This is a genomic window from Streptomyces sp. NPDC053750, assembly GCF_044544295.1.
GTDB lineage: Bacteria > Actinomycetota > Actinomycetes > Streptomycetales > Streptomycetaceae > Streptomyces.
On record NZ_JBITXB010000005.1, the window covers coordinates 505,368 to 525,999 of the forward strand.

The following is a 20,632-nucleotide window of genomic DNA, read 5'->3' on the forward strand; positions in this document are numbered from 1 at the left end:
GGTCGTACTGTCAGACGCGTGGGGGACCCCTCAGGTCACTTCGCGCACTCGACCTTGTCCGCCGTGGACTTCTCGACCCCTTCCGGCGTCTTGCCGGACGTGGCGTTGAGCTTGACTCCGGCTCCCTTGAAGTCCTTGCCGAGGGTGAGGGTCATGGTGGGCAGGCCCTGGGCGTTGGTGACGCTCTCGCCGGGCTTCATGGCGGCGCCGGAGAGGCCGAGGATCTCGGCGAGGGCGCGGGCCTGGGCGGCCTGGTCGGGGGCGTACTCCAGGGTCGTCTTCGCCACGTCCGCGGGTGCGTCGCCCGCGTTCTCGGACTTGGGGACGCCCGCCTCCGTCTGGAGGTACTGCAGTTCCCGCTGGGCACTGCCGTCGGACGCCCCGCCGTTGAGGATGCGGACGCGGATCTCGGAGGGGGCGGACTTCTCGCCCTTGAGGCGGGCCGCGACGGCTGCGGCCTCCTTCTTCTCCTGCTGCTTGACCTCGGTGAAGGAGACGTCGTTGCCGATCATGTCGAAGACCTGCTGGGCGGGCTCCTCCTGGAGCACGACCGTCACCGGAACCTTCTCGGCCGGGTTGTCCTTCACCGGCACCGTGGTGAACGTCAGGTTCTTGGTGTTGAGCTTGCCCAACTCCAGGCCGAGGTCCTTCAGTTTGCCGATGTTGTCCAGCTGGGAGTCGACGGTCAGCGCCTTGGTGCCCGCCTCGGCGAGCTTCAGCATCTTCGACGGGCTGGTGAGCGTGTCGTTGGACTTCAGCTTGCGCATCAGCGAACTGAGGAACTGCTGCTGGAGCCCGATGCGGCTCAGGTCGCCGCCGAAGCCCACGGAGTGCCGGGTGCGCAGGAAGGCGAGAGCGTCCTCGCCCTCGATGGTGTGCTCGCCCGCCGGCAGATTCAGGTGCGAGTCGGGGTCGTTGATGTCCTTCGCCAGGCACACCTCGACCCCCTCGACCGCCGAGGTCAGGGTCTTGACCGCGTTGAAGTCGGCGACCATGAAGTTGTCGGGCGTCACGCCGGTCAGCTCGGTGACGGTCCGCATGGTGCAGCTGGGCGTACGGCCGCCCTGGCCGAGGCTGTTGTTGAAACGGGTGCCGGCGGTGCCCGGAATGACCTTGGTCGTCCCGTCCTCCTGCGTGGTCGGGCAGTCGGGGATGTCGACGATCAGGTCGCGGGGGATGCTGAGCGCGGTGGCGTTGGAGCGGTCCTTGGCCACGTGCAGCAGGATCGTGGTGTCGGCGTGGCCGGCGCTGCCCGTGTCGCCGTAGCCCTCGTTGCCCGCGCCGGTGCGCTTGTCGGTGCCGATCAGCAGGATGTTGATCGCCTTGTCCTTCTGGAAGCCACCGGTGCCGGCCCCGTCGTCGGGGAGGGACGTGATGTTGTCGTTGAGGTGCTCCAGGTAGAAGTACCCGGTCGCGGCGGTGGCGAGGACGACGAACGCCAGCGTGCCCCCGGTCCACAGCAGGACCTTCTTGCCCTTCGACTTCTTCTTCGCCGGCCGCCGGCGCCCACGCCGTCCCGGCGGCTCTTCCTCGGGTGCCGCGCGGCGCCTGCGCGGAGCGGGGACGTCAGGCGCCGGAGCCCGTGAGGGGGCGGGCGCGGGCGCGGTGCCGCGCGGGCCCGGGAGGCTCGACTGCGGTGCGGAAGGGGCCAGTCGCAGTTCGTAGTCGCCGGTGTCCGGATTGAGTACCCACTGGTCTGCGGGGTCGACGTTCTCCGCCCGCCCACGGCCTTGCGCGTCCACGGTCGTCCGATTCCTCCGTCTGGGCCACGCGGCGCCTTCCCCTCGAGGCGCACGGGCACACTCGCACCGGACCGCTCACATTAACCGCCCGGTTCCCCGTGCGGCGACGCCAGTGACACATCCCACGCGCCTTACAACTGGGCAATCCGGCCTATTTCTTGGACAAGGGGCTGAACTCTTGCCCTGCCGTACACCTCCCTTGCACCTTCCTTGCGCCGTCTTGGAACGCGTTTTACTCGCAGATGTCCTCGGCGGCCGTGTTTCCGGTGAACGTCGGCGCCGGGGAGACACCGCCCGAAGGCTCCCGGGGATTCGGGGAACCGGTCCCCGTGTCCCGGGCGTTGGGCGGGGGCGCCGCCTCGATCGCCACGGGTTCGTCCGTACGCAGACGGGCGAAGAGCTTCTCCGCCTCGGGCTCCACGAGTTGGTCGCGATTGGCGTCACCCGCGTACGCCTCCCGGGGGACGGTCAGGAATTGCACGCGCTCGGTGGGAATGCCGCGCAGCCCGCGCACGAGGTCGTACAGACCCCGCAGGCTCGCCAGGTCCGGATCGGTGGTGAGGGACGAGGTGGCCGCGTCCAGAACGGGATAGAGCTTCACCGGGTTCAGCAGGACGTCGTTGCTCTGCACCTTGCTGACGAGCGCCCCCAGGAACCGCTGCTGCCGGTCCATCCGGTCGGTGTCGCTGCCGTCGCCGAGCGACTTGCGGGCGCGGACGTACCCGAGGGCCTGTTCCCCGTCCAGCGTCACGCGGCCCGCGGGCAGCTTCAGCTTGGCGTCCTTGTCGTCGACCGGTTCGCGCAGGCACACCTCGACGCCGTCGAGCGCGTCGACCATTCGCTTGAAGCCCTCGAAGTCGACGACCACGTGATGGTCGATCCGGACGCCGGTGAGCTTCTCCACCGTCCGGACCGTGCACGCCGAGCCGCCCACCCCGTAGGCGTAGTTGAACTGCGCGAACACCGGCCGCGTGCGCGAGCCGTCCGGGCGGCGGCAGCCGGGCACGTCCACCATCAGGTCGCGGGGGAGGGAGACGGCGGTGGCGCTGTCCCGGCCCGCGGCCAGGTGCAGCAGGATCGTGGTGTCCGACCGCTCGGTTCCGTCGTCCCGCCCGTAGTCCGCGTTGCCCTCGCCGGAGCGCGAGTCCGACCCGATCAGCAGGAGGTTCTGCGCGCCGCGGACCAGCGCGGTGGGCCGCTCCTTCTCGTACCGGGCGAGCTCGGCCGCCGCCGCCTCGTCCGACGTGATGTTGCCGTCCAGCTTGGCGTACACCGCCCACCCGACGCCCGCGGCACCGACGGTCAGAACCGCGCCCACGACACCCGCACGCCCCAGCCGCCGCCTGCGTCGCCGCCGCAGCAGCCCGTCGCCGGTCGCGGAAGCCCCCTTGCCACCGCCCACATCTCCCTCCGTCCCGCACGCGCCCTCCTACGACCATGCCCCGACCGAACCCGAAGGACGGACCGGACCTGACCCGAACGGGTCACATGCAGCGGGCGCAGCCAACGCAGCCTGCGCCGCCCCAGCCTGCGGGCGCAGCCAACGCAGCCTTGCGCCGCCCCAGCCTGCGGGCGCAGCCTGCGGGCATTCGTGCCGCCTGGGGCGGCACGGGTGGGCGCAGGCGGCACCCCGCAGCGCCGGGCCCCGCACCCCACCCCGCGCCGACACCCACACCGGGCACCGAATCAACGCCGGGCGACGAACCCACCCCTCACCTCAACGCGGGCCGTCAACAACCCTGCAGCCCCCTCACCGCGCCGTAGCCGAAACCCGCTCCGCCTCGATCCGCTGATCCACCACACCCGCCCCCGCCCGCTCCAGATGCCGGCACAACACCACCGACCCCCCACTCGCCAACGGCCCGTACAACCCCGCGCTCAACCCCTCCCACGTGTCGTACGGCAACCCCGACAGCAGCCGCGCCCCCGGCCCCGTGAGCCCCAGCCCCGCCGCCTCCGCCCGAGCCCGCTCCACGACCTCCGCTCCGCTGAACTCCCGCCCCGCCACGATCAGCGCGGGCCCCTCCGGATCCACCGGCGCGTACGGCACGAACCGGTCCCCCTGCCCCGGCACCTCCACCGCGTAGTCGGCGAAGCCCTCCGGCGGACCCGGCACGAACCGCCCCCCGAGCGGCCGCAGCGCCAGCGCGATCCGCGCACCGGAGCACGCCCGCGCCGCCTCCAGCGACTCGGGCTCCGGCCCGCTCACCACCACGTCGGCCGCCGCCGGATCACCCCCCACGTCGGCGATCACACCGACCGACGCGCACGCCAGCAGCCACACCGCCGTCTGCCAGTGCGCGGGCAGCAGCAGCGCGACCCGGTCGCCGGGTTCGACGGACAGTTCGTCCTGGAGCAGGTTCGCGGTCTTGGCCACCCAATTGGCGAACGTGGCCACGGACAGTTCGACGCGTTCGCCGGTGGCGTCGTCGTAGAAGGTCACCAGGGGGCGTCCCGGGTCCGCGGCGAGCGCGGAACTCAGCAGGTCGGCAGGGGTGCGGTCGGTCGCGTTCACCCGCGCAAGCGTACGCGGGCCCACCGGCCCGCACCGAGCGGACGGCGTACCGCCCCACCACCGGATCGGACGAAATCGCCCTACGGCACGTCAGTTCCCGGATGGACATATTTGTCTGACGATGTCCAGGATCAGGGGCATGCGTGGATTCCTTGCTTCCTCGATCGGTGTCACGTGCGCGGCAGCTCTGGCCGTCCCGCTCGCCCCGCCCGCGGCGGCGGCCACCTCCGCGGCACCGCCCACGACCACGACGGCGGCGCGTTCCGAGGCGTACGTCCCCGGCAGCACCCAGTCGCTGCCCCTCACCCCCCTCACCCACGACCGCACCCCCGACGCCGCCGAACAAGGCGTCCCCCGACGAGCCGTACGGCACTTCTCGCTGGTCGGCGTCGTCTGGAACAACCCTGCCACCGAACTCCACGGCCGGGTCCAGGTCCGTACCCGCGCCACCGCCACCGGCACCTGGTCCGACTGGCAGCAACTGGAGACCCACACCGCCGAGCACGCAGCCGACCCGGACACCCCCGAGAGCACCTCCGGCCGCGTCCGGGGCGCCACCGCGCCCCTGTGGGTGGGCGAATCCGACGGGGTGGAGCTACGGGTGCGGGCGGAGCACGCCCACGAGGCCACCGCCCTCCCGGCCGCGTCCCCGCTCCCCACCGGCCTGCGCCTGGAACTCGTCGACCCCGGCGACGGCGTCCCGCCCGCGTCGGCCCCGCGTACGGGGCAGGAAGCCGGCACCACCACCGCGGGCGCCGAGACGGCCGCGTCCGCCGCGTCCGCCGTGTCCGCCGAGGCCGTCGCAGCCTCCGCCGTCAACGCCGGCCTCGCCCCGCTCGGCGCCACCGAGATCCCGGCCCTGCAGCAGTCCAAGCCCCACGTCGGGCCCCGCCCGAAGATCACCACGCGCCGCGGCTGGGGCGCCGACGAAGGGCTGCGGGAGAGGAAGTTCGTGTACACGAAGAAGGTCAAGGCGGCCTTCGTGCACCACTCGGCCACCGGCAACAACTACCGCTGCTCACAGGCTCCGTCGGTCATTCGCAGTATCTACCGTTACCACGTCAAGAGCATGGGGTGGCGTGACATCGGCTACAACTTCCTCATCGACAAGTGCGGAAAGATCTACGAGGGACGGGCCGGGGGTGTGTCCCGGGCGGTCCTGGGCGCCCACACCCTGGGGTTCAACTCCAACAGCATGGGAATCGCCGTTCTCGGCACCTACGGCTCCAAGAAGCCGTCGTCCGCCGCGGTGCGGGCGATCGCCCGGCTCACCGCGTGGAAGGTCGGTCTCTACGGCATGAATCCGCGCGGAAAGACATACCTGAAGTCCGGAGGTGGCAATCTCTACCGAAAAGGTAAGAAGGTACGACTGAACGTCATCTCCGGTCACCGCGACGGCTTCGCCACGAGCTGCCCCGGCAAGAAGCTCTACGCCAAGCTCGGCTCGGCCCGTTCGAAGGCGGCGAAGTACCAGGGCCGCTGAGGACGGAACACCGCACGGTCACCGAAGGCGCCAGGGAACGGTCTGCATACACTGGCCGGCCGAAAGACAGTTCGGCCGGTCCCGGCAGGAAGCAGAGACGACAGGTGACAGAAGCGATCCTCCTGGTCGGCGGCAAGGGCACGAGGCTGCGTCCGCTCACGGTGCACACGCCCAAGCCCATGGTGCGGGCCGCCGGAGTGCCGTTCCTCACGCATCAGCTGGCGCGGGCGAAAGCGGCGGGCGTCGACCACATCGTGCTCGCCACGAGCTACCTGGCCGAGGTGTTCGAACCGCACTTCGGTGACGGCTCCGCACTGGGCCTCCACCTCGAGTACGTCACGGAGGAGGAGCCGCTCGGCACGGGCGGCGCCATCCGCAACGTGGCGTCCCGGCTGCACTCCGGCCCCGATGAACCGGTGCTGATCTTCAACGGCGACATCCTGACCGGCCTGGACATCCGCGCGCTGGTCCGCACCCACGAGACGACGGGCGCGGACGTCTCCCTGCACCTGACGAAGGTGACCGACCCGAGGGCGTACGGCCTGGTCCCCACGGACGCCACGGGCAGAGTGCTCGCCTTCCTGGAGAAGCCCCAGACCCCCGAGGAGATCGTCACCGACCAGATCAACGCGGGGGCGTACGTCTTCCGCCGCTCGGTCATCGACACCATCCCGGCGGGCCGTCCCGTCTCGGTCGAACGCGAGACCTTCCCGGAGCTCCTCGCCACCGGGGCGCACCTCCAGGGCATGGTCGACTCCACGTACTGGCTGGACCTGGGCACGCCGGCGGCCTTCGTACGCGGCTCCGCGGACCTGGTCCTCGGCCGCGCCCCGTCCCCGGCGGTACCGGGCCGCTGCGGCGACCGTCTCGTCCTGCCCACGGCGCGCGTCGCACCCGACGCCAAGCTGGCCGGCGGCACGGTGGTCGGCGAGGGGGCCTTCGTGGCGGAGGGCGCGCGGGTCTTCGGCAGCACGATCCTGCCGGGCGCCGTCATCGAGCCCGGCGCGGTCATCACCGACTCGCTCATCGGCACCCGCGCCCGCGTCGGCACCCGCTCGGTCCTCACCGACACGGTCATCGGCGACGGCGCGGTCATAGGCGCCGACAACGAACTCCGTTCCGGCGCCCGAATCTGGTGCGACGCCCACATCCCCCCGGCATCCCTACGCTTCTCCTCGGACGCGTAACTACGGGCAGCCGTGCCGCCCCCCCCTCAGCTGCGGGCAGCCGTGCCGCTCCCCTCAGCTGCGGGCAGTCGTGCCGCTGGGGCGGCACGGGTGGGCGCAGCGGCACCCCGTAAGCGCCGGGCCGCGCGACCCACCCCCGCCCGACCCGCACGCCGGGAACAACATCACCCCGGCCCAGTCACAACCGCTCAATCCCCCGCGGAGCCATCCGCGGCGCCCGTCTCTCCGGCACCCGCTCGCTCAACAACACCAACCGAGCCGCCCGATGCCGCTGCCCGGCATACGGCTCCAGCAACCGCAGCATCGCCGAGTCGTCCGCATACCGGTCCCCGCCCAACGCGAACCCCACGATCCCCGGCAGATGCAGATCCCCCACCGTCACCGCGTCCGGCGCCCCATGACTGCGCTGCACGGTCTCCGCCGACGTCCACGGCCCGACCCCCGGCACGACCTCCAGCCGCTCCTGTGCCGCCGCCGGCTCCATCCCCGCCGCCTCCTCCAGCCGCGCGGCGACCCGCACGGCCCGCAGGATCGTCGACGCCCGCTTGTTGTCCACCCCGGCCCGGTGCCACTCCCACGACGGGATCAGGGCCCATGTCCGCGCCGACGGCATGACACACATCCGCCCGGGCGCGGGCCCCGGCGCCGGCTCCCCGAACCTCCGTACGAGCAGCCGCCACGCCTGATACGCCTCCAGCGTCGTGACCTTCTGCTCCAGCACCGACGGGATCAGCGACTCCAGCACCAGCCCGGTCCGCGTCAGCCGCAGCCCCGGTCGCCGATGCCGCGTCAGCGCCAGCAGCCGGTGCCGGGGCACGAACACGGACGGGTCGTCGTAGGCGCCCAGCATGCCCGGCAACTGCTCCAGCAGCCACTCCGCCCCAGCGCCCCAGGCCTCGCCCCGTACCTCACCGCCGCGTGCGGTGACCCGTAGCGTGCCCGGCCCGGCGGGCGTCCGGCTGGCCCGCCACACCGACCCGTCCGGCATCGTCCGGAACGTCGGATCGCCCGGCCCGCGTCGCAACGGGCCGAGCACCAGCCCCAGCTCCAGCGGCCCGTCCGGCACCCACACCCGTACCTTCCCCGGCGCGACGGCCTGCCGGGGCACATCGCCGCGCACAGTGGCCCGCGCGGGCCGGGGAGCGAAACGTCCTGCCACGAGTGAGGTCCTTGGGAAGAGAAACTTGGGGGGAGCCGGGGGAGAAGTGAGAAGAGGCCCCTCCGAGGGTAGAGGCTCGCCCGGAACGGCTCACCGCACCTCGATGAACGCCCCCGCGTCCCGCTCCGGCCGCGCCTTCGGCTCCTCGGCCGGATGCCCGACCGCCACCGCCCCCATCGGGTCCCAGTCACCCGGCAGCCCCAGCACCTCCCGTACGACGTCCCGGCAGAACATCGTCGAGGAGACCCACGCCGAACCCAGCCGCTCCCCGGCGAGCGCGACGAGCAGGTTCTGCACGCCCGCGCCGGTGGCGACCACGAACATCTCCCGCTCGGCCCCGTCGCGCCGCGCGTCCCCGTACGTGTGCGAGCCGTCCATGACCAGGCAGGGGACCACGAGGTACGGCGCGCCCCGCAGCACGTCCCCGCGCCGGATCCGCCTGGCGATGGACTCCTCGCTCCTGCCGTCCCGCCGCAGGTCCGCGATCCAGGCGTCCCGCATCGCGTCCAGCAGCCGGGTGCGGGACCCGGCCGACTCCAGCAGCACGAACCGCCACGGCGTCGTGTGGTGCGGCGCCGGCGCGGTCACGGCGGCGGCCACCGCGCGGCGCACGGCGCCGGGATCGACCGGCTCGTCGGTGAAGGCCCGTACCGTACGGCGCTGGGTGACCGCCTGCCGTACCGCCTCCGAGGTGCCCAGCCGGAACATGTCGTCGCGCGCGCCGCGCACCATCGCCCGCGTGCCCTCGCCGCCGTCGTCGGTGACCACCTGCGGCAGTCCGCGCACCACGGCGACCGGCAGCCCCGCCGCCTTGCCCTTGACCAGGTCGCCCGCGGCGGCGAGCTCGTCGGCGGTGGCGACGACGGTGGCGGCGAGCGGATTGCCGTACGCGTCCGTGCCCCCGCGCAGGTCGTCGAGGACCCGCACACCGGCGGCGCCGATCGCCACGTCGGTGAGCCCGGCCCGCCAGGGGCGTCCGAACGTGTCGGTGACGACCACGCCGACGTCGACGCCCAGCAGCTCGCGCAGTCCGTCCCGGATGCCGCGCGCGGAGGCGTCCGGGTCCTCGGGGAGCAGCAGCACCGTCCCGGAGGGCGTGTTGGAGGCGTCCACGCCGGCCGCCGCCATGACCAGGCCCTGGCGGTTCTCCACGATGCGCAGGGTGCCGCGCCGGGCCACCACCCGGACGGTCTCCGCGTCGATCGCGGCCTCCCGGTCGGCGGCCTGTACGACGCGGCCCTCGGCCTTGGACACGATCTTGGACGTGACGAGGAGCACGTCCCCGTCCGCCAGCCCGGGCTCGGCCGCCGCGATCAGCTTGGCCAGGTCGTCGCCGGGCTGCACCTCGGGCAGGCCGGGCACGGCCCACACCCGGTACCCGTCCCGGTCACCGGGGGCACCGTCCCGCACGACGTCGCTCACGCCTCCCGCACCTCCTCCGCCAGCGCCAGCGCCTCCCGGGCCATCTGCGCGGTGGCGTCCAGGTCGGTCATCATCAGCGGTACGGCACGGCAGAGGATGCCGGCCGCCTTCACGCGCGTGACGGACTCGGCGTCGACCGTGTCGACCAGCCAGCCGTCGAGCAGCCCCGAGCCGTAGTGCTCGGCGACCGCGGCCGCCGTGGACTCCACGCCGACCGCCGCGAGCACCTTGTCGGCCATCCCGCGCACCGGCGCATCCCCGACGATCGGGGAGAGGCCCACCACCGGCACCCCGGCGTCCGCGATCGCCTCCCGGATGCCCGGCACGGCGAGGATGGTGCCGACCGAGACGACCGGGTTGGAGGGCGGGAAGAGGATCACGTCCGCCTCCGCGATGGCCTCCAGGACGCCGGGCGCCGGCTTGGCCTGCTCGGCGCCGACCGGCACCACCGCCTCGGCGGGGACCGAGGCCCGCAGCCGGACCCAGTACTCCTGGAAGTGGACCGCCTTCCGCTCCCCGGGCCCCTCGGCCAAGTCGCCGTCGGGCAGCGTGACGGCGACGTGTGTCTCCACGCGGTCGTCGGTCATCGGAATGAGACGGACGCCCGGCTTCCAGCGGTCGCACAGCGCCTGGGTCACCGCGCTGAGCGGATACCCGGCGGAGATCATCTGCGTCCGCACGATGTGTGTGGCGAAGTCCCGGTCGCCGAGGCCGAACCACTCGGGCCCGACGCCGTACGCCGCGAGCTCCTCCTTGAGGTGGAAGGTCTCGTCGGCCCGCCCCCAGCCCTGCTCCTCGTTGATGCCGCCGCCGAGCGTGTACATCACCGTGTCGAGGTCCGGGCAGACCTTCAGCCCGAAGAGGTGGATGTCGTCCCCGGTGTTGCCGATGACCGTGATGTCCGCGTCCGGCGCGGCCTGCTTCAGACCACGCAGGAACCGGGCACCGCCGATGCCGCCTGCCAGAACCACAATGCGCATGGACCACAGTCTTGCAGGCCGGTACGACAGTGCGTCAGCCAGTCGTCACGGCGTCGGCGCCGGTGCCGGCGCGCCCGCCTCCCGCGGCAGGACGGTCGAGCACTGCGGGGAGTGCATGGGCATCTCGCTGAGGCCGGGGTAGTAGACGTGCAGGCTGACCGCCGGCTCCAGCGCGTCGTTGATCACCTCGTGCACGTAGCCCGGCGCGAACACGCGCTGGGCCCCCGCGCGCAACGCGCGCGTGCCGCGCTCCGTGCGCTCGGTCAGCGTGCCGTCCAGGACCGTCAGGACGCCGGCGGAAGGTCCGTGATCGTGGCGCCCGCTGCCCTGGCCGGGCACCCAGGACAGCAGCCAGACCTCGTAGCCGGGGCCGGTGCGCAGCCGGTGGTACCAGCGTGTCGTGGCGTCGTAACGGACGAGGTGCTCCCACTGGGAGCGGTCGGCGGCGATGGAACGGGCCAGGCCGGCGAACTCGGCGACGGTGGCCGGGTGCTCGCGCGGTGCCTGGAGGAGGTGGGGGACTTCGAGGATGTCGCCGGCGATCTGGAGGTCGCTGTCGCTGTTCATGGTGCGGTGGTTCCTCGGCAGAAGAGTGCGGGGAAGGGTGCGGGGGAGTGGCGAACGGCCAGGAACGCCCTGGTGGGGCGGCACGGAGAGTCGAGTCGCGTGGACTCGGGGACAGCCGGAGCGCGGTCGGCTCAACAGCTGGAACAGCAACAACAGCTACAGCGAGCGCGGGCAGCACCGTGGGACCCGGCGGTGCGGGTCGAGGTGAGTGCCAAGTTCGCGAGCATGCCCACAAGGACAGCGGTTCATACCGGCACTGTCAACTCGATGCCCACTGGGTGGGACATGTTTCACCCCATCCGGTTCATCTCGCAGGCGAAAGGTTTGCTCAGCAGGCTTGCGGGACACATGGCGCACAAGCCGGGCGCACAACCCCCGTTGCGATCCCGTGATCCGAATGTGATCAGCTTCGCTTCGGCGTGTGTATCGGAACGGGATCGATCGCCGGGGCGTCCTCTCTTGTGCGGGCTCTGCGCGAGACGGGTGCCCTTGTGGGTCTCTGTGGGCCTCGTTGGTATGTCGAGGTTTAGGACGATTTGAACACTTTCCGCTCGCCCTTGGTTCCGCAGAGTGAATAAGGGGCCCAATAGCAGATCTCGGCTTGACTCGCCCGGAGCAGCACACTTGTAATTTCACTCGTGTCGTTCAGCCGAAATCGGTAACGGCTGGATCACGGGGACGCGAAAGACAGACGAGGGGCGCACATGACCGAGCTGGTGCAGCAACTGCTGGTCGACGACGCGGACGAGGAACTCGGCTGGCAGGAGCGCGCACTGTGCGCCCAGACCGACCCCGAGTCCTTCTTCCCCGAGAAGGGCGGCTCCACCCGGGAGGCCAAGAAGGTCTGCCTCGCCTGCGAGGTCCGCTCCGAGTGCCTCGAGTACGCCCTGGCCAACGACGAGCGCTTCGGCATCTGGGGCGGCCTCTCCGAGCGCGAGCGCCGCCGCCTGAAGAAGGCCGCCGTCTGACGGACGGAACGGCGGGACCAGCAGGAACGGCCGCTCACAGCCGGGTTGTCCACAGGCGGCGGACCGTCGTCCTGCCCAGCCGATAGTGTGGGCGCTCGTCCGAGACGCCCCGCCATCCCCAACAGGCACGGGCGTCCACCGCAGTCCACCGAACCGGGGCCCGTACCTCGATGTCCGTGCAGAGTCACACGGCAGCCCAGCAAGCCCTCGCTGCCACACCTGAGTTCCCGCGTCACGTGGTGACCGCGGTCCTCGTCTCCCACGACGGAGCCCGCTGGCTGCCCGACGCGCTCGCCGGGCTGCTCGGCCAGGAGCGCCCCGTCCAGTACGCCGTGGCCGCCGACACCGGCAGCGCCGACGACTCCGCCCGGCTGGTCACCGAGGCCCTCGGCGACGACCGCGTGCTCCACCTCGCCCGGCGCACCGGCTTCGGCCAGGCCGTCGAGGAGGCCACCCGCACCGCCCCCGTCCTCACCCCCGACGACCTGCCGTACCTGAAGCGGCCCAGCGGTTGGGACCCCGTCACGCGCACCTGGCGCGACGACGCCTACGACCTTCCCGAGCTCCCCCACGGAGAGCCGGTGCAGTGGCTCTGGCTGCTGCACGACGACTGCGCCCCGGAACCCGACGCCCTGGCCCAGCTGCTGCGCGTCGTGGACACCGAGTACGAACTCGGCCGCGACGACGTCGCCGTCGTCGGCCCCAAGCTCCGCGGCTGGTACGACCGACGGCAACTGCTCGAGGTCGGCGTCTCCATCGCCAACTCCGGCCGCCGCTGGACCGGCCTGGACCGCCGCGAACAGGACCAGGGCCAGCACGACCACGTCCGGTCCGTCCTGTCGGTGTCCACCGCAGGCATGCTGATCCGGCGTGATGTCTTCGAGCGGCTCGGCGGGTTCGACCGCCGACTGCCGCTGATGCGCGACGACGTCGACCTGTGCTGGCGCGCGCACGCCGCCGGACTCCGCGTCCTCGTCGCCCCCGACGCGGTCGTCCGCCACGCCGAGGCGGCCTCCCGCGAACGCCGCGCCGTCGACTGCGCGGGCCGCACCACCGCCTCCCCGCACAAGGTCGACAAGGCCGGCGCCGTCCACACCCTCCTCGTCAACGTCCGCACGGCCGCGCTGCCCTGGGTGCTGCTGCGCATCGTCGTCGGCACCCTGCTGCGCACCCTCGCCTATCTCGTCGGCAAGGTCCCCGGCCAGGCGGTCGACGAGATCCGGGGCCTGCTGGGCGTCCTGCTCCGCCCCGAGCGCATCATCGCCGGACGCCGCGAACGGGGCCGCCCGCAGGTCGAGAAGGACGAACTGCGCCCCCTGTTCCCGCCCCCCGGCGCGACCATCCGCGTCACCGTCGAACAGGTCGCGGCGAGCGTCGTCGGCAGCTCCGACGCCGAAGCGGCCGCGGGCGCCGGACGACACGGCAGCGCCATCGAGTCCGGACCCGGCGGCGACGACGCCGACTTCCTCGAGATCGAGCAGTTCGCCCGCCTCAAGCGCATCGCCCGCAAGCCCGGCCCGGTCCTCTTCCTGGTGCTGCTGCTCGTCTCCCTGGCCGCCTGCCGCGCGCTCCTTGGCGGCGGCGCCCTGGCGGGCGGCGCGCTGCTGCCCGCCCCGGCCGGCGCCGGCGAGCTGTGGTCGCGGTACGTGGACGCCTGGCACACGGTGGGCACCGGCGGCACCGCCTCCGCACCGCCCTACCTCGCGATCGTCGCCACGCTCGCCTCCGTACTGCTCGGCTCCACCGGGCTCGCCGTCACCCTGCTGCTGGTCTGCTCGGTGCCCCTGGCCGGCGTCACCGCGTACTTCGCCTCCCGCCCGCTCGTCCCCTCCCGGCTGCTGCGCGCCTGGGCGGCCGTCGCCTACGCCTTCCTGCCCGCCGCCACCGGCGCCCTGGCCGGCGGACGCATCGGCACCGCCGTCCTCGCCGTCCTGCTCCCGCTCATCGCGCGCGCGGGCGTCGCGGCGGCCGGCCTGGCGGGCCCGTCCGGCGCCCGCGGCAGCTGGCGGGCCACCTGGGCGTACGCGCTGCTGCTGACGATCACCACCGCGTTCACGCCCGTCGTGTGGCCCGTCGCCCTGGTCCTCGGCATCGGGGTCCTGGCCCTGCGCCGCGGCGAGATCACCGCGTACGGGCTGCGCTTCCTCGCCCAACTCGGCACCCCGCTGCTGCTCCTCGCCCCCTGGTCGCTGTCGCTGCTGCCGTTCGGCTTCTTCGACGAGGCCGGGCTGGAGTACGGCGCCTCGGCCGCCTCCGCGCTCGACCTGCTCGGCGCGAGCCCCGGCGGGCCCGGCACGGTCGGCGGGCTGGTCCTCATCGGTATCGTGCTGGCCGCGCTGGCCGCCCTGCTGCGCTCGGAAAGGCAGTTGGGCATCCGGACGGCGTGGGCCGTCGCCCTGGTCGCCCTGGTCTTCGCGGTCCTGTCCAACCGCTCCGCCTGGGCCGGCCCCGCCACCCTCGTCTACGGCCTCGCCCTGCTGTCCGCCGCGACCCTCGGTGCCGACGGGGCACGCGCGCGCGTGGCCGAGCAGAGCTTCGGCTGGCGTCAGCCCGTCGCCGCCCTGATCGCCCTCGCCTCGGCCGTCGGCCCGCTGATCGCCGCCGCCGGCTGGATGATCGGAGGCGCCGACGGCCCCCTCGAACGACGCGACCCCGCACAGGTGCCCGCGTTCGTCGCCGAGGAGAGCCGCACCCGCGACCAGGCCCGCACCCTCGTCCTCGACAGCGACTCCGCCGCCCACGTGCGCTACATGCTGGTCCGCGGCTCCGGGGCCCGCCTCGGCGACGGCGAACTGGCCGCCGGTGACGGCGGGAACAGTACGCTCGACAAGATCGTCGCCAACCTCGTGGCCGGCTCCGGCGCCGACCAGGCCGACCAGCTGGGCGGCTTCGCCGTGCGCTACGTCCTCGTGCACAAGGGTGCGCCCCGCGAGGTCACCCGCGTCCTGGACGCCACGCCCGGCCTGAGCCGGCTCAGCCAGCAGGACGGCAGCGGACTGTGGCGGGTCGACCAGGAGGTCGCGCGCGCCACCATCGTGTCCGGCGAGAAGTCCGGTGCCGGTGAGCCCGAGCCCGTGGCGGCCGGGCCCGTCGAGATCCACACCGAGATCAAGGCGGGCGCCGACGGCCGCGTGCTGCGCCTCGCCGACACCGCCGCCGAGGGCTGGACGGCCACCCTGGACGGCAAGCCGCTCACCCGCACCACGGTCGACGGCTGGGCCCAGGGCTTCGAACTCCCCGCCTCCGGCGGCAAGCTGGACGTCACCTACGACGCCCCCCTCACCCACACCGCCTGGCTGTGGGCCCAGGGCCTCCTCGCCGTCGTGCTGGTCGTCCTCGCCCTGCCCGGCAGGCGCCGCGACGTCGACGACGACCTGCCCGACGAGCCGCTCGTCCCCGCCCAGGCCGTCGAGGGCGAAGGCCGCCGGGCCCGGCGACTGCGGGCCCAGGCCGAGGCGGAGGCGGTCCAGGCCGAGGCCGAGCCGGTGACCGACTCCGCGGACGCCGTCGAGGACGTCGACCCGCCCGCGCAGGCACCCGCGCCGGTTCCCCCGCAGCCGGCGTACGGCGCATGGGACGCGGCGGGGTACGCCGGCGCCGACCACCAGTCCTACGGCACCTACGACGGCGGCGAGCAGTACCAGGACGCCCAGCAGTACGACGCGGGTGCCTACGGACAACAGCCCTACCAGGCGGGCCAGTACGACCCGTACGCCTACGACCCGTCCCGGGACGGCACGTACGACCCGGCCTACGGCACGACGTACGGCCAGGGCGGTTACGCCGCGCCGTACGACCCTTCCCAGCCCCAGCATCCCCACGGCACGGGCAGTGAGCGTCCCGACGGGAGCCAGCAGTGAACCGCACCACCCTGTCCCTGATCGCCGGCGCGGCGGCGCTCGCCGCCGTCACCGGATTCGCGGCGGTGTCCACCCCGGACGCCTCCGGCGCGGACACCGCCGAGGCGGCGGCCCGGCTGCCCGTGGAGCGCACCAGCCTGTTGTGCCCGGCGCCCAGCACCTCCGACCTCGCCGAGACGACGTACGCCTCCTTCACGCCCGTCACGAAGGGCACCGACGAGAAGAGCAAGGCCGAGCTCGCGGCGGCGACCGAGCAGCAGGACAGCGACGGCACCGACGCCGGCGAAGACAAGGGCGACGAGGGCGACGAGGGCGACAAGACGGCCGTCAAGCCGGCCCTGCAGCCCAAGGCACCCGGCACGCCGGTCACCGGGAAGACTTCCGGCGCCGACGCCCCGGCACTGGTCGGCACGGCCGAGGGGAGCTACGCGCCCGGCTGGACCGTGCAGCAGACCACGGAGGTCGCCGCCGGGACGGGCCGGGGTCTGCTGGGCGTCAACTGCACGGCCCCGGACACGGAGTTCTGGTTCCCGGGCGCCAGTACGGCGACCGACCGCACCGACTACGTCCACCTGACGAACCCCGACGACTCGGCGGCCGTCGTCGACATCGAGCTCTACGGCAAGGACGGAGCCCTGAAGTCGACGGTGGCGGAGGGCATCACGGTGCCGCCGCACGGCAGCGAGTCGCTCCTGCTGTCCACGCTCACCGACGTGGAGCAGACCGACCTCACCGTGCACGTCGGCGTGCGCAGCGGACGGGTCGGGGCCGCGGTACAGGCCCTGGACGCCAAGACGGGCGGCGACTGGCTGACCGCGGCCGCGGACCCGGCGAGCGACCTGGTGCTGCCGGGCATCCCCAAGGACGCCACGGCCGTACGCCTGGTGCTCTTCACGCCCGGTGGCACCGACGCCGACCTGAAGGTGCGGCTCGCCTCGCCGTCCGGGACGATCACGCCCGCCGGGCACGAGACGGTGCACGTCAAGGCGGGGATGACGACGGGCGTCGACCTGGGCGACGTCACGCGTGGCGAGGCGGGGTCCCTGGTGCTGACCCCGACGGCCGGGTCCGTGCCGGTCGTGGCGGCGGTCCGGGTCGTGCGGGGCAAGGGCGCCGAGCAGGAATCGGCCTTCATCCCCGCCTCCGACCCGCTGGGGGCGCGTGCCACCTCCGTGGACAACCGTGCCAAGAGCACGACCCTGTCCCTGGCCGCGCCCGAAGGGTCCGCGAAGGTCAGGGTCACGGCGTCGGCGGGCAGCGAGGGCGGCACGACGGCGACCAAGACGTTCACGATCAAGGGCGGCACGACCCAGGACGTCGAGGCCCCGGTCCCCGCCGGCCTCAAGGGCAGCTACGCCCTGACGGTCGAGACCGTCTCGGGCGGCCCGGTGTACGCGTCCCGCACGCTGACCGGCCCGGAGGACGACGACGCGGCGTCCTTCACGGTGCAAACCCTCCCCGACGACCGGGGAACGGTCTCGGTACCGAACGCGACCGAGGACTTGTCAGTACTACAGCGATAACAGCAGCCGCGGGCATTCGTGCCGCCGTAGCCGCGGGCAGTCGTGCCGCCCCCAGTGCCTGAACGGCCTGGGAGGTACCCCCAGGGGCGGCACGGGTGGGCGGTGGGGGCACCTCCCGCTCGAGCGAAGCCGAGAGTGGGGGAGGCACCCCGCAACGCCGGGCCGCGCACCCACCTCCTGGGCACCAACTCCGAGCACGGACCAGCCGCCGGACCACTGCACGCCGTGCCACTCACCCTCGCAGGCAAGCCCGCCGCTCAGTCCTCCCCGTACCGCGGATCCACCGTCTCCGGCGTCAACCCCAACAACTCCGCGACCTGCTCGACGACCACCTCGTGCACGAGCGCCGCCCGCTCGTCCCGCCCCTTCGTCCGGATCTCGACAGGCCGCCGGTACACGACCACCCGCCCCCGCCGCCCGTCCCGCGACGGCACCGTGCCCCCGAGTGGAACCACCTCGTCGTTCCACACGTCGTCGACGGCCCCGTCCAGCCGCGGCACCTCGAGCACGAGGAAATCGATGTCGGCCAGCTGCGGCCACCGCCGCTCCAGTCGCTCCACGGAGTCCTGCACCAGATCCGCGAAGACCTCGGCCCGGCTCGCGGCCAGCGGCACCTGCGGGGGCGCGATCGGGCCGCGCATGCCCCGGCCGTGGCGATCACGACGGCGGGGCCCTGGGCGGCCGGCATCACGGGGCGTCACGGGGTTGTCCATCACTGGTGAAGCGTAGTCCCCGCCGGATCCGCGTGCCCGGCCGCACACGCACACCCGGCGGCAACGGAGCGCGCCGAACCGCATGTCGCCGGATGACCATTCAGGCCAAGGTTGGGCTCAATTCCGTATCTCTCCGTGACCGTGGAACTCATGGCAAATGTTGCTGTTTGTATCGGGTTATGACCGCTTCCGAGGCCGTCCGATATCTCGAAATCCGGCGTCCGTGCAGGTCAACGAGGCGCGCCCACAGGCTCCTGTGTCCCGTTTCACACCACGACACGGTGGTGTGACCTGGTGGAGAGTCGTCGCGGCCCGCTCAAGAGTGCGGTACCGTCCAACATCGTGAGCCCTGTACGTCGCTGTTCGCGCACCGCCTGCGGCCGTCCCGCCGTCGCGACGCTGACGTACGTCTACGCCGACTCGACCGCGGTCCTCGGCCCGCTCGCCACCTACGCCGAACCCCACTGCTACGACCTGTGCGCCGAGCACTCCGAGCGCCTGACCGCCCCGCGCGGCTGGGAGGTCGTCCGGCTCCTCGACGGCTCTGCCCCGGCCCGTCCCAGTGGCGACGACCTGGAAGCGCTGGCCAACGCGGTGCGTGAGGCGGCCCGTCCTCAGCAGCGGGCGGCCGAGGCCGGTGGGGGCGGTCCGCGGACGGCCGACCCGATGGAGGTCGCGCGCCGCGGCCACCTGCGCGTCCTGCGCTCGCCGGACAACTGAGGCCGTCAGTCCCTTCAGTCCCCTCGGCCTCTCCAGTCACTCGCGCACGGAGCCGTTGCTGCACACCCATTGACGCCACCTTGTCGCGGACACGACCATTCCGAGAGCTGCGAGAAAACGCTTTCGCATGGCGGAATCCGGGGAGGCGCCCGTGTACGTCCAGGAACTGGAACCCGTCGCCGGTTCACTCGGCCTGTCCGCCCTGGTGGCGGCCCTGCCCCTGCTGATCGTCCTCGTCCTGCTCGGCGGCGTCCGCATGAAGGCCCACCTGGCCGGCCTCACGGGCCTCCTGGCAGCCGTGCTCGTCGCCTGGCTCGCCTACGGCATGCCGCTGGACCAGACGGCCTCCAGCGCCGTGCAGGGCGCCGCTTTCGGCCTCTTCCCCATCCTGTGGATCGTCGTGAACGCGCTGTGGGTGTACCGGATGACCGTCCGCACCCGGCACTTCGACATCCTGCGCCGTTCCTTCGGGCGGCTCTCCGACGACCCGCGCATCCAGGCCCTGGTCGTCGCCTTCTGCTTCGGGGCCCTGCTGGAGGCGCTCGCCGGGTTCGGGGCGCCCGTCGCGATCTGCTCGGTCATGCTCGTGGCGCTCGGCTTCGACCCCGTGCGTGCGGCGGTCGTGTCGCTGGTCGCCAACACCGCCCCGGTCGCCTTCGGAGCGATGGGCACCCCGGTGGTCACGCTGGCGCAGGTCACCGGGCTGCCCCTGGACGACGTGGCCTCCGTGGTGGGCCGCCAGACGCCGCTGCTGGCCCTCGTCGTCCCGCTGCTGCTGGTCGCCCTGGTGGACGGCCGGCGCGGACTGCGCGAGACCTGGATCCCCGCGCTGGCCTGCGGTGTTGCTTTCGCCGTCGCCCAGTTCGCCGCCGCGAACTACGTCTCCGCCCAGCTCGCCGACATCGGCGCCGCACTCCTGGGCGCGGGCGCCCTGGTCGCCGTACCGCACGCCCGGCGCCCCGCCGCCGAGCCCGTACGTGCCGCCGTACTGACCGGCGTGCGCAGCGAGGAACTGGACGTCCACGACCCCGGCCGGGAGGTCCTGCGCGCGTACGCCCCGTACGCACTGATCGTCGCCGTCTTCTCCGTCGCGCAGATCCCGGCGGTCAAGGACTGGCTGGCCCGGGCGACCCAGACGTACGACTGGCCGTTCCTCGACGTGGCCGACCCCGAGGGCAATCCGGTCGGCGGCAACGTCTTCTCCTGGCCGATCGTCTCCACCGGCGGCACGCTCGTGCTGTTCGCCGGAGTGGCCACGGCCGTCGTCCTCGGCGTGCACGCGCGCGTGGCGGTCAGGGAATGGGTCGCGACCGTGCACGAACTGCGGTTCGCGATCCTCACCGTCACCTCCGTGCTGGCCCTCGCCTACGTCATGAACCTCTCCGGGCAGGCCGCCACCATCGGTCACTTCGTCGCGGCGGCCGGCGCCGGACTCGCCTTCCTGTCCCCGGTGCTCGGCTGGTTCGGCGTCGCCGTCTCCGGCTCCGACACCTCCGCCAACGCGCTCTTCGGCGCCCTCCAGGTGACCGCCGCGCGGGAGTCGGGCCTGTCGCCCGAACTGCTCGCCGCCGCCAACAGTTCCGGCGGCGTCCTCGGCAAGATGATCTCCCCGCAGAACCTCACCATCGCCTGCGCGGCCGTCGGCCTCGCCGGCCGTGAGGGCGACCTGCTGCGCAAGGTGCTGCCCTGGAGCCTGGGCCTGCTGCTGGTCATGTGCCTGATCGTCGTCGGACAGTCCACGGCGGTGCTGGGCTGGATGCTGCCCTGACCTCGTTCCGAGACCTCGCTCCGAC

Annotated in this window: 15 protein-coding genes; 7 read left to right on the forward strand and 8 right to left on the reverse strand. The window is 72.8% G+C overall.

Features of this window, described 5'->3' with window-relative positions; translation table 11 throughout:
• Positions 1-35: 35 nt before the first annotated feature.
• The 3 genes from ACIGO6_RS18135 to ACIGO6_RS18145 form a co-directional block, all read right to left on the reverse strand.
• Entirely contained in the window at positions 36-1,742 is a 1,707-nt protein-coding gene (locus ACIGO6_RS18135) for an LCP family protein (RefSeq protein WP_399876942.1), read from the reverse strand.
• Positions 1,743-1,974: 232 nt separating this feature from the next.
• Positions 1,975-3,144 carry an LCP family protein gene (locus ACIGO6_RS18140; protein WP_399876945.1) on the reverse strand — a complete coding sequence of 390 codons (1,170 nt, stop codon included), beginning with the start codon at positions 3,142-3,144 and terminating at the stop codon, positions 1,975-1,977.
• Positions 3,145-3,492: 348 nt separating this feature from the next.
• A complete protein-coding gene (locus ACIGO6_RS18145; RefSeq protein WP_399876947.1) occupies positions 3,493-4,257 on the reverse strand; it encodes a TIGR03089 family protein in 765 nt (254 codons plus the stop codon).
• Between the two features lie 139 nt (positions 4,258-4,396).
• On the opposite strand from ACIGO6_RS18145, the gene ACIGO6_RS18150 reads away from it, so the two are divergent.
• Positions 4,397-5,740, forward strand: a complete 1,344-nt coding sequence (locus tag ACIGO6_RS18150; RefSeq protein WP_399876949.1) for a peptidoglycan recognition protein — start codon at positions 4,397-4,399, stop codon at positions 5,738-5,740.
• A gap of 104 nt (positions 5,741-5,844) precedes the next feature.
• The gene (locus ACIGO6_RS18155) at positions 5,845-6,927 is read left to right on the forward strand and encodes a sugar phosphate nucleotidyltransferase (protein WP_399876952.1); all 1,083 of its coding nucleotides are present in this window, start codon (positions 5,845-5,847) and stop codon (positions 6,925-6,927) included.
• Between the two features lie 178 nt (positions 6,928-7,105).
• Here the strand turns inward: ACIGO6_RS18155 and ACIGO6_RS18160 are convergent, their stop codons facing one another.
• The 4 genes from ACIGO6_RS18160 to ACIGO6_RS18175 all read right to left on the reverse strand — a co-directional run bounded on the left by ACIGO6_RS18160 (position 7,106) and on the right by ACIGO6_RS18175 (position 11,055).
• Positions 7,106-8,086: a DNA-3-methyladenine glycosylase family protein gene (locus ACIGO6_RS18160; protein WP_399876955.1), complete on the reverse strand. Its 981-nt coding sequence runs from the start codon at positions 8,084-8,086 to the stop codon at positions 7,106-7,108.
• A 90-nt stretch (positions 8,087-8,176) separates the two neighbouring features.
• Entirely contained in the window at positions 8,177-9,508 is a 1,332-nt protein-coding gene (locus ACIGO6_RS18165; RefSeq protein ID WP_399876957.1) for a coenzyme F420-0:L-glutamate ligase, read from the reverse strand.
• Entirely contained in the window at positions 9,505-10,488 is a 984-nt protein-coding gene (gene cofD, locus ACIGO6_RS18170; protein WP_399876960.1) for a 2-phospho-L-lactate transferase, read from the reverse strand. The genes ACIGO6_RS18165 and cofD overlap by 4 nt, the downstream gene beginning before the upstream one ends.
• A 45-nt stretch (positions 10,489-10,533) precedes the next feature.
• Positions 10,534-11,055, reverse strand: a complete 522-nt coding sequence (locus ACIGO6_RS18175) for a cysteine dioxygenase (protein WP_399876963.1) — start codon at positions 11,053-11,055, stop codon at positions 10,534-10,536.
• A gap of 704 nt (positions 11,056-11,759) precedes the next feature.
• Here ACIGO6_RS18175 and ACIGO6_RS18180 point away from each other — a divergent pair.
• From ACIGO6_RS18180 to ACIGO6_RS18190, 3 genes are all read left to right on the forward strand, one after another.
• Positions 11,760-12,023 (forward strand): WhiB family transcriptional regulator, encoded by a 264-nt coding sequence (locus tag ACIGO6_RS18180; protein WP_003975777.1) that lies wholly within the window; start codon positions 11,760-11,762, stop codon positions 12,021-12,023.
• 170 nt (positions 12,024-12,193) lie between these two features.
• Entirely contained in the window at positions 12,194-15,883 is a 3,690-nt protein-coding gene (locus ACIGO6_RS18185; protein WP_399876965.1) for a glycosyltransferase family 2 protein, read from the forward strand.
• Positions 15,880-17,406 carry a DUF5719 family protein gene (locus ACIGO6_RS18190; protein WP_399876968.1) on the forward strand — a complete coding sequence of 509 codons (1,527 nt, stop codon included), beginning with the start codon at positions 15,880-15,882 and terminating at the stop codon, positions 17,404-17,406. Before ACIGO6_RS18185 ends, ACIGO6_RS18190 begins: the two co-directional genes overlap by 4 nt.
• Before the next feature lie 257 nt (positions 17,407-17,663).
• Here the strand turns inward: ACIGO6_RS18190 and ACIGO6_RS18195 are convergent, their stop codons facing one another.
• Complete coding sequence (locus tag ACIGO6_RS18195; protein ID WP_399877039.1) at positions 17,664-18,119, reverse strand: metallopeptidase family protein; 456 nt, start codon at positions 18,117-18,119, stop codon at positions 17,664-17,666.
• Positions 18,120-18,413: 294 nt separating this feature from the next.
• Here ACIGO6_RS18195 and ACIGO6_RS18200 point away from each other — a divergent pair, with 294 nt between their 5' ends.
• Complete coding sequence (locus tag ACIGO6_RS18200; RefSeq protein ID WP_399876970.1) at positions 18,414-18,839, forward strand: DUF3499 domain-containing protein; 426 nt, start codon at positions 18,414-18,416, stop codon at positions 18,837-18,839.
• A gap of 151 nt (positions 18,840-18,990) precedes the next feature.
• Positions 18,991-20,607 (forward strand): L-lactate permease, encoded by a 1,617-nt coding sequence (locus tag ACIGO6_RS18205; protein ID WP_399877042.1) that lies wholly within the window; start codon positions 18,991-18,993, stop codon positions 20,605-20,607.
• Positions 20,608-20,632 lie beyond the last annotated feature (25 nt).

What these genes read in the sequence shown, in the direction of transcription:
- ACIGO6_RS18150 (WP_399876949.1), top strand. Translation starts at nt 4,397, where the DNA reads ATGCGTGGATTCCTTGCTTCCTCGATCGGTGTCACGTGCGCGGCAGCT.
- cofD (WP_399876960.1), bottom strand. Translation starts at nt 10,488, where the DNA reads ATGCGCATTGTGGTTCTGGCAGGCGGCATCGGCGGTGCCCGGTTCCTG.
- ACIGO6_RS18175 (WP_399876963.1), bottom strand. Translation starts at nt 11,055, where the DNA reads ATGAACAGCGACAGCGACCTCCAGATCGCCGGCGACATCCTCGAAGTC.
- ACIGO6_RS18180 (WP_003975777.1), top strand. Translation starts at nt 11,760, where the DNA reads ATGACCGAGCTGGTGCAGCAACTGCTGGTCGACGACGCGGACGAGGAA.
- ACIGO6_RS18185 (WP_399876965.1), top strand. Translation starts at nt 12,194, where the DNA reads ATGTCCGTGCAGAGTCACACGGCAGCCCAGCAAGCCCTCGCTGCCACA.
- ACIGO6_RS18195 (WP_399877039.1), bottom strand. Translation starts at nt 18,119, where the DNA reads ATGGACAACCCCGTGACGCCCCGTGATGCCGGCCGCCCAGGGCCCCGC.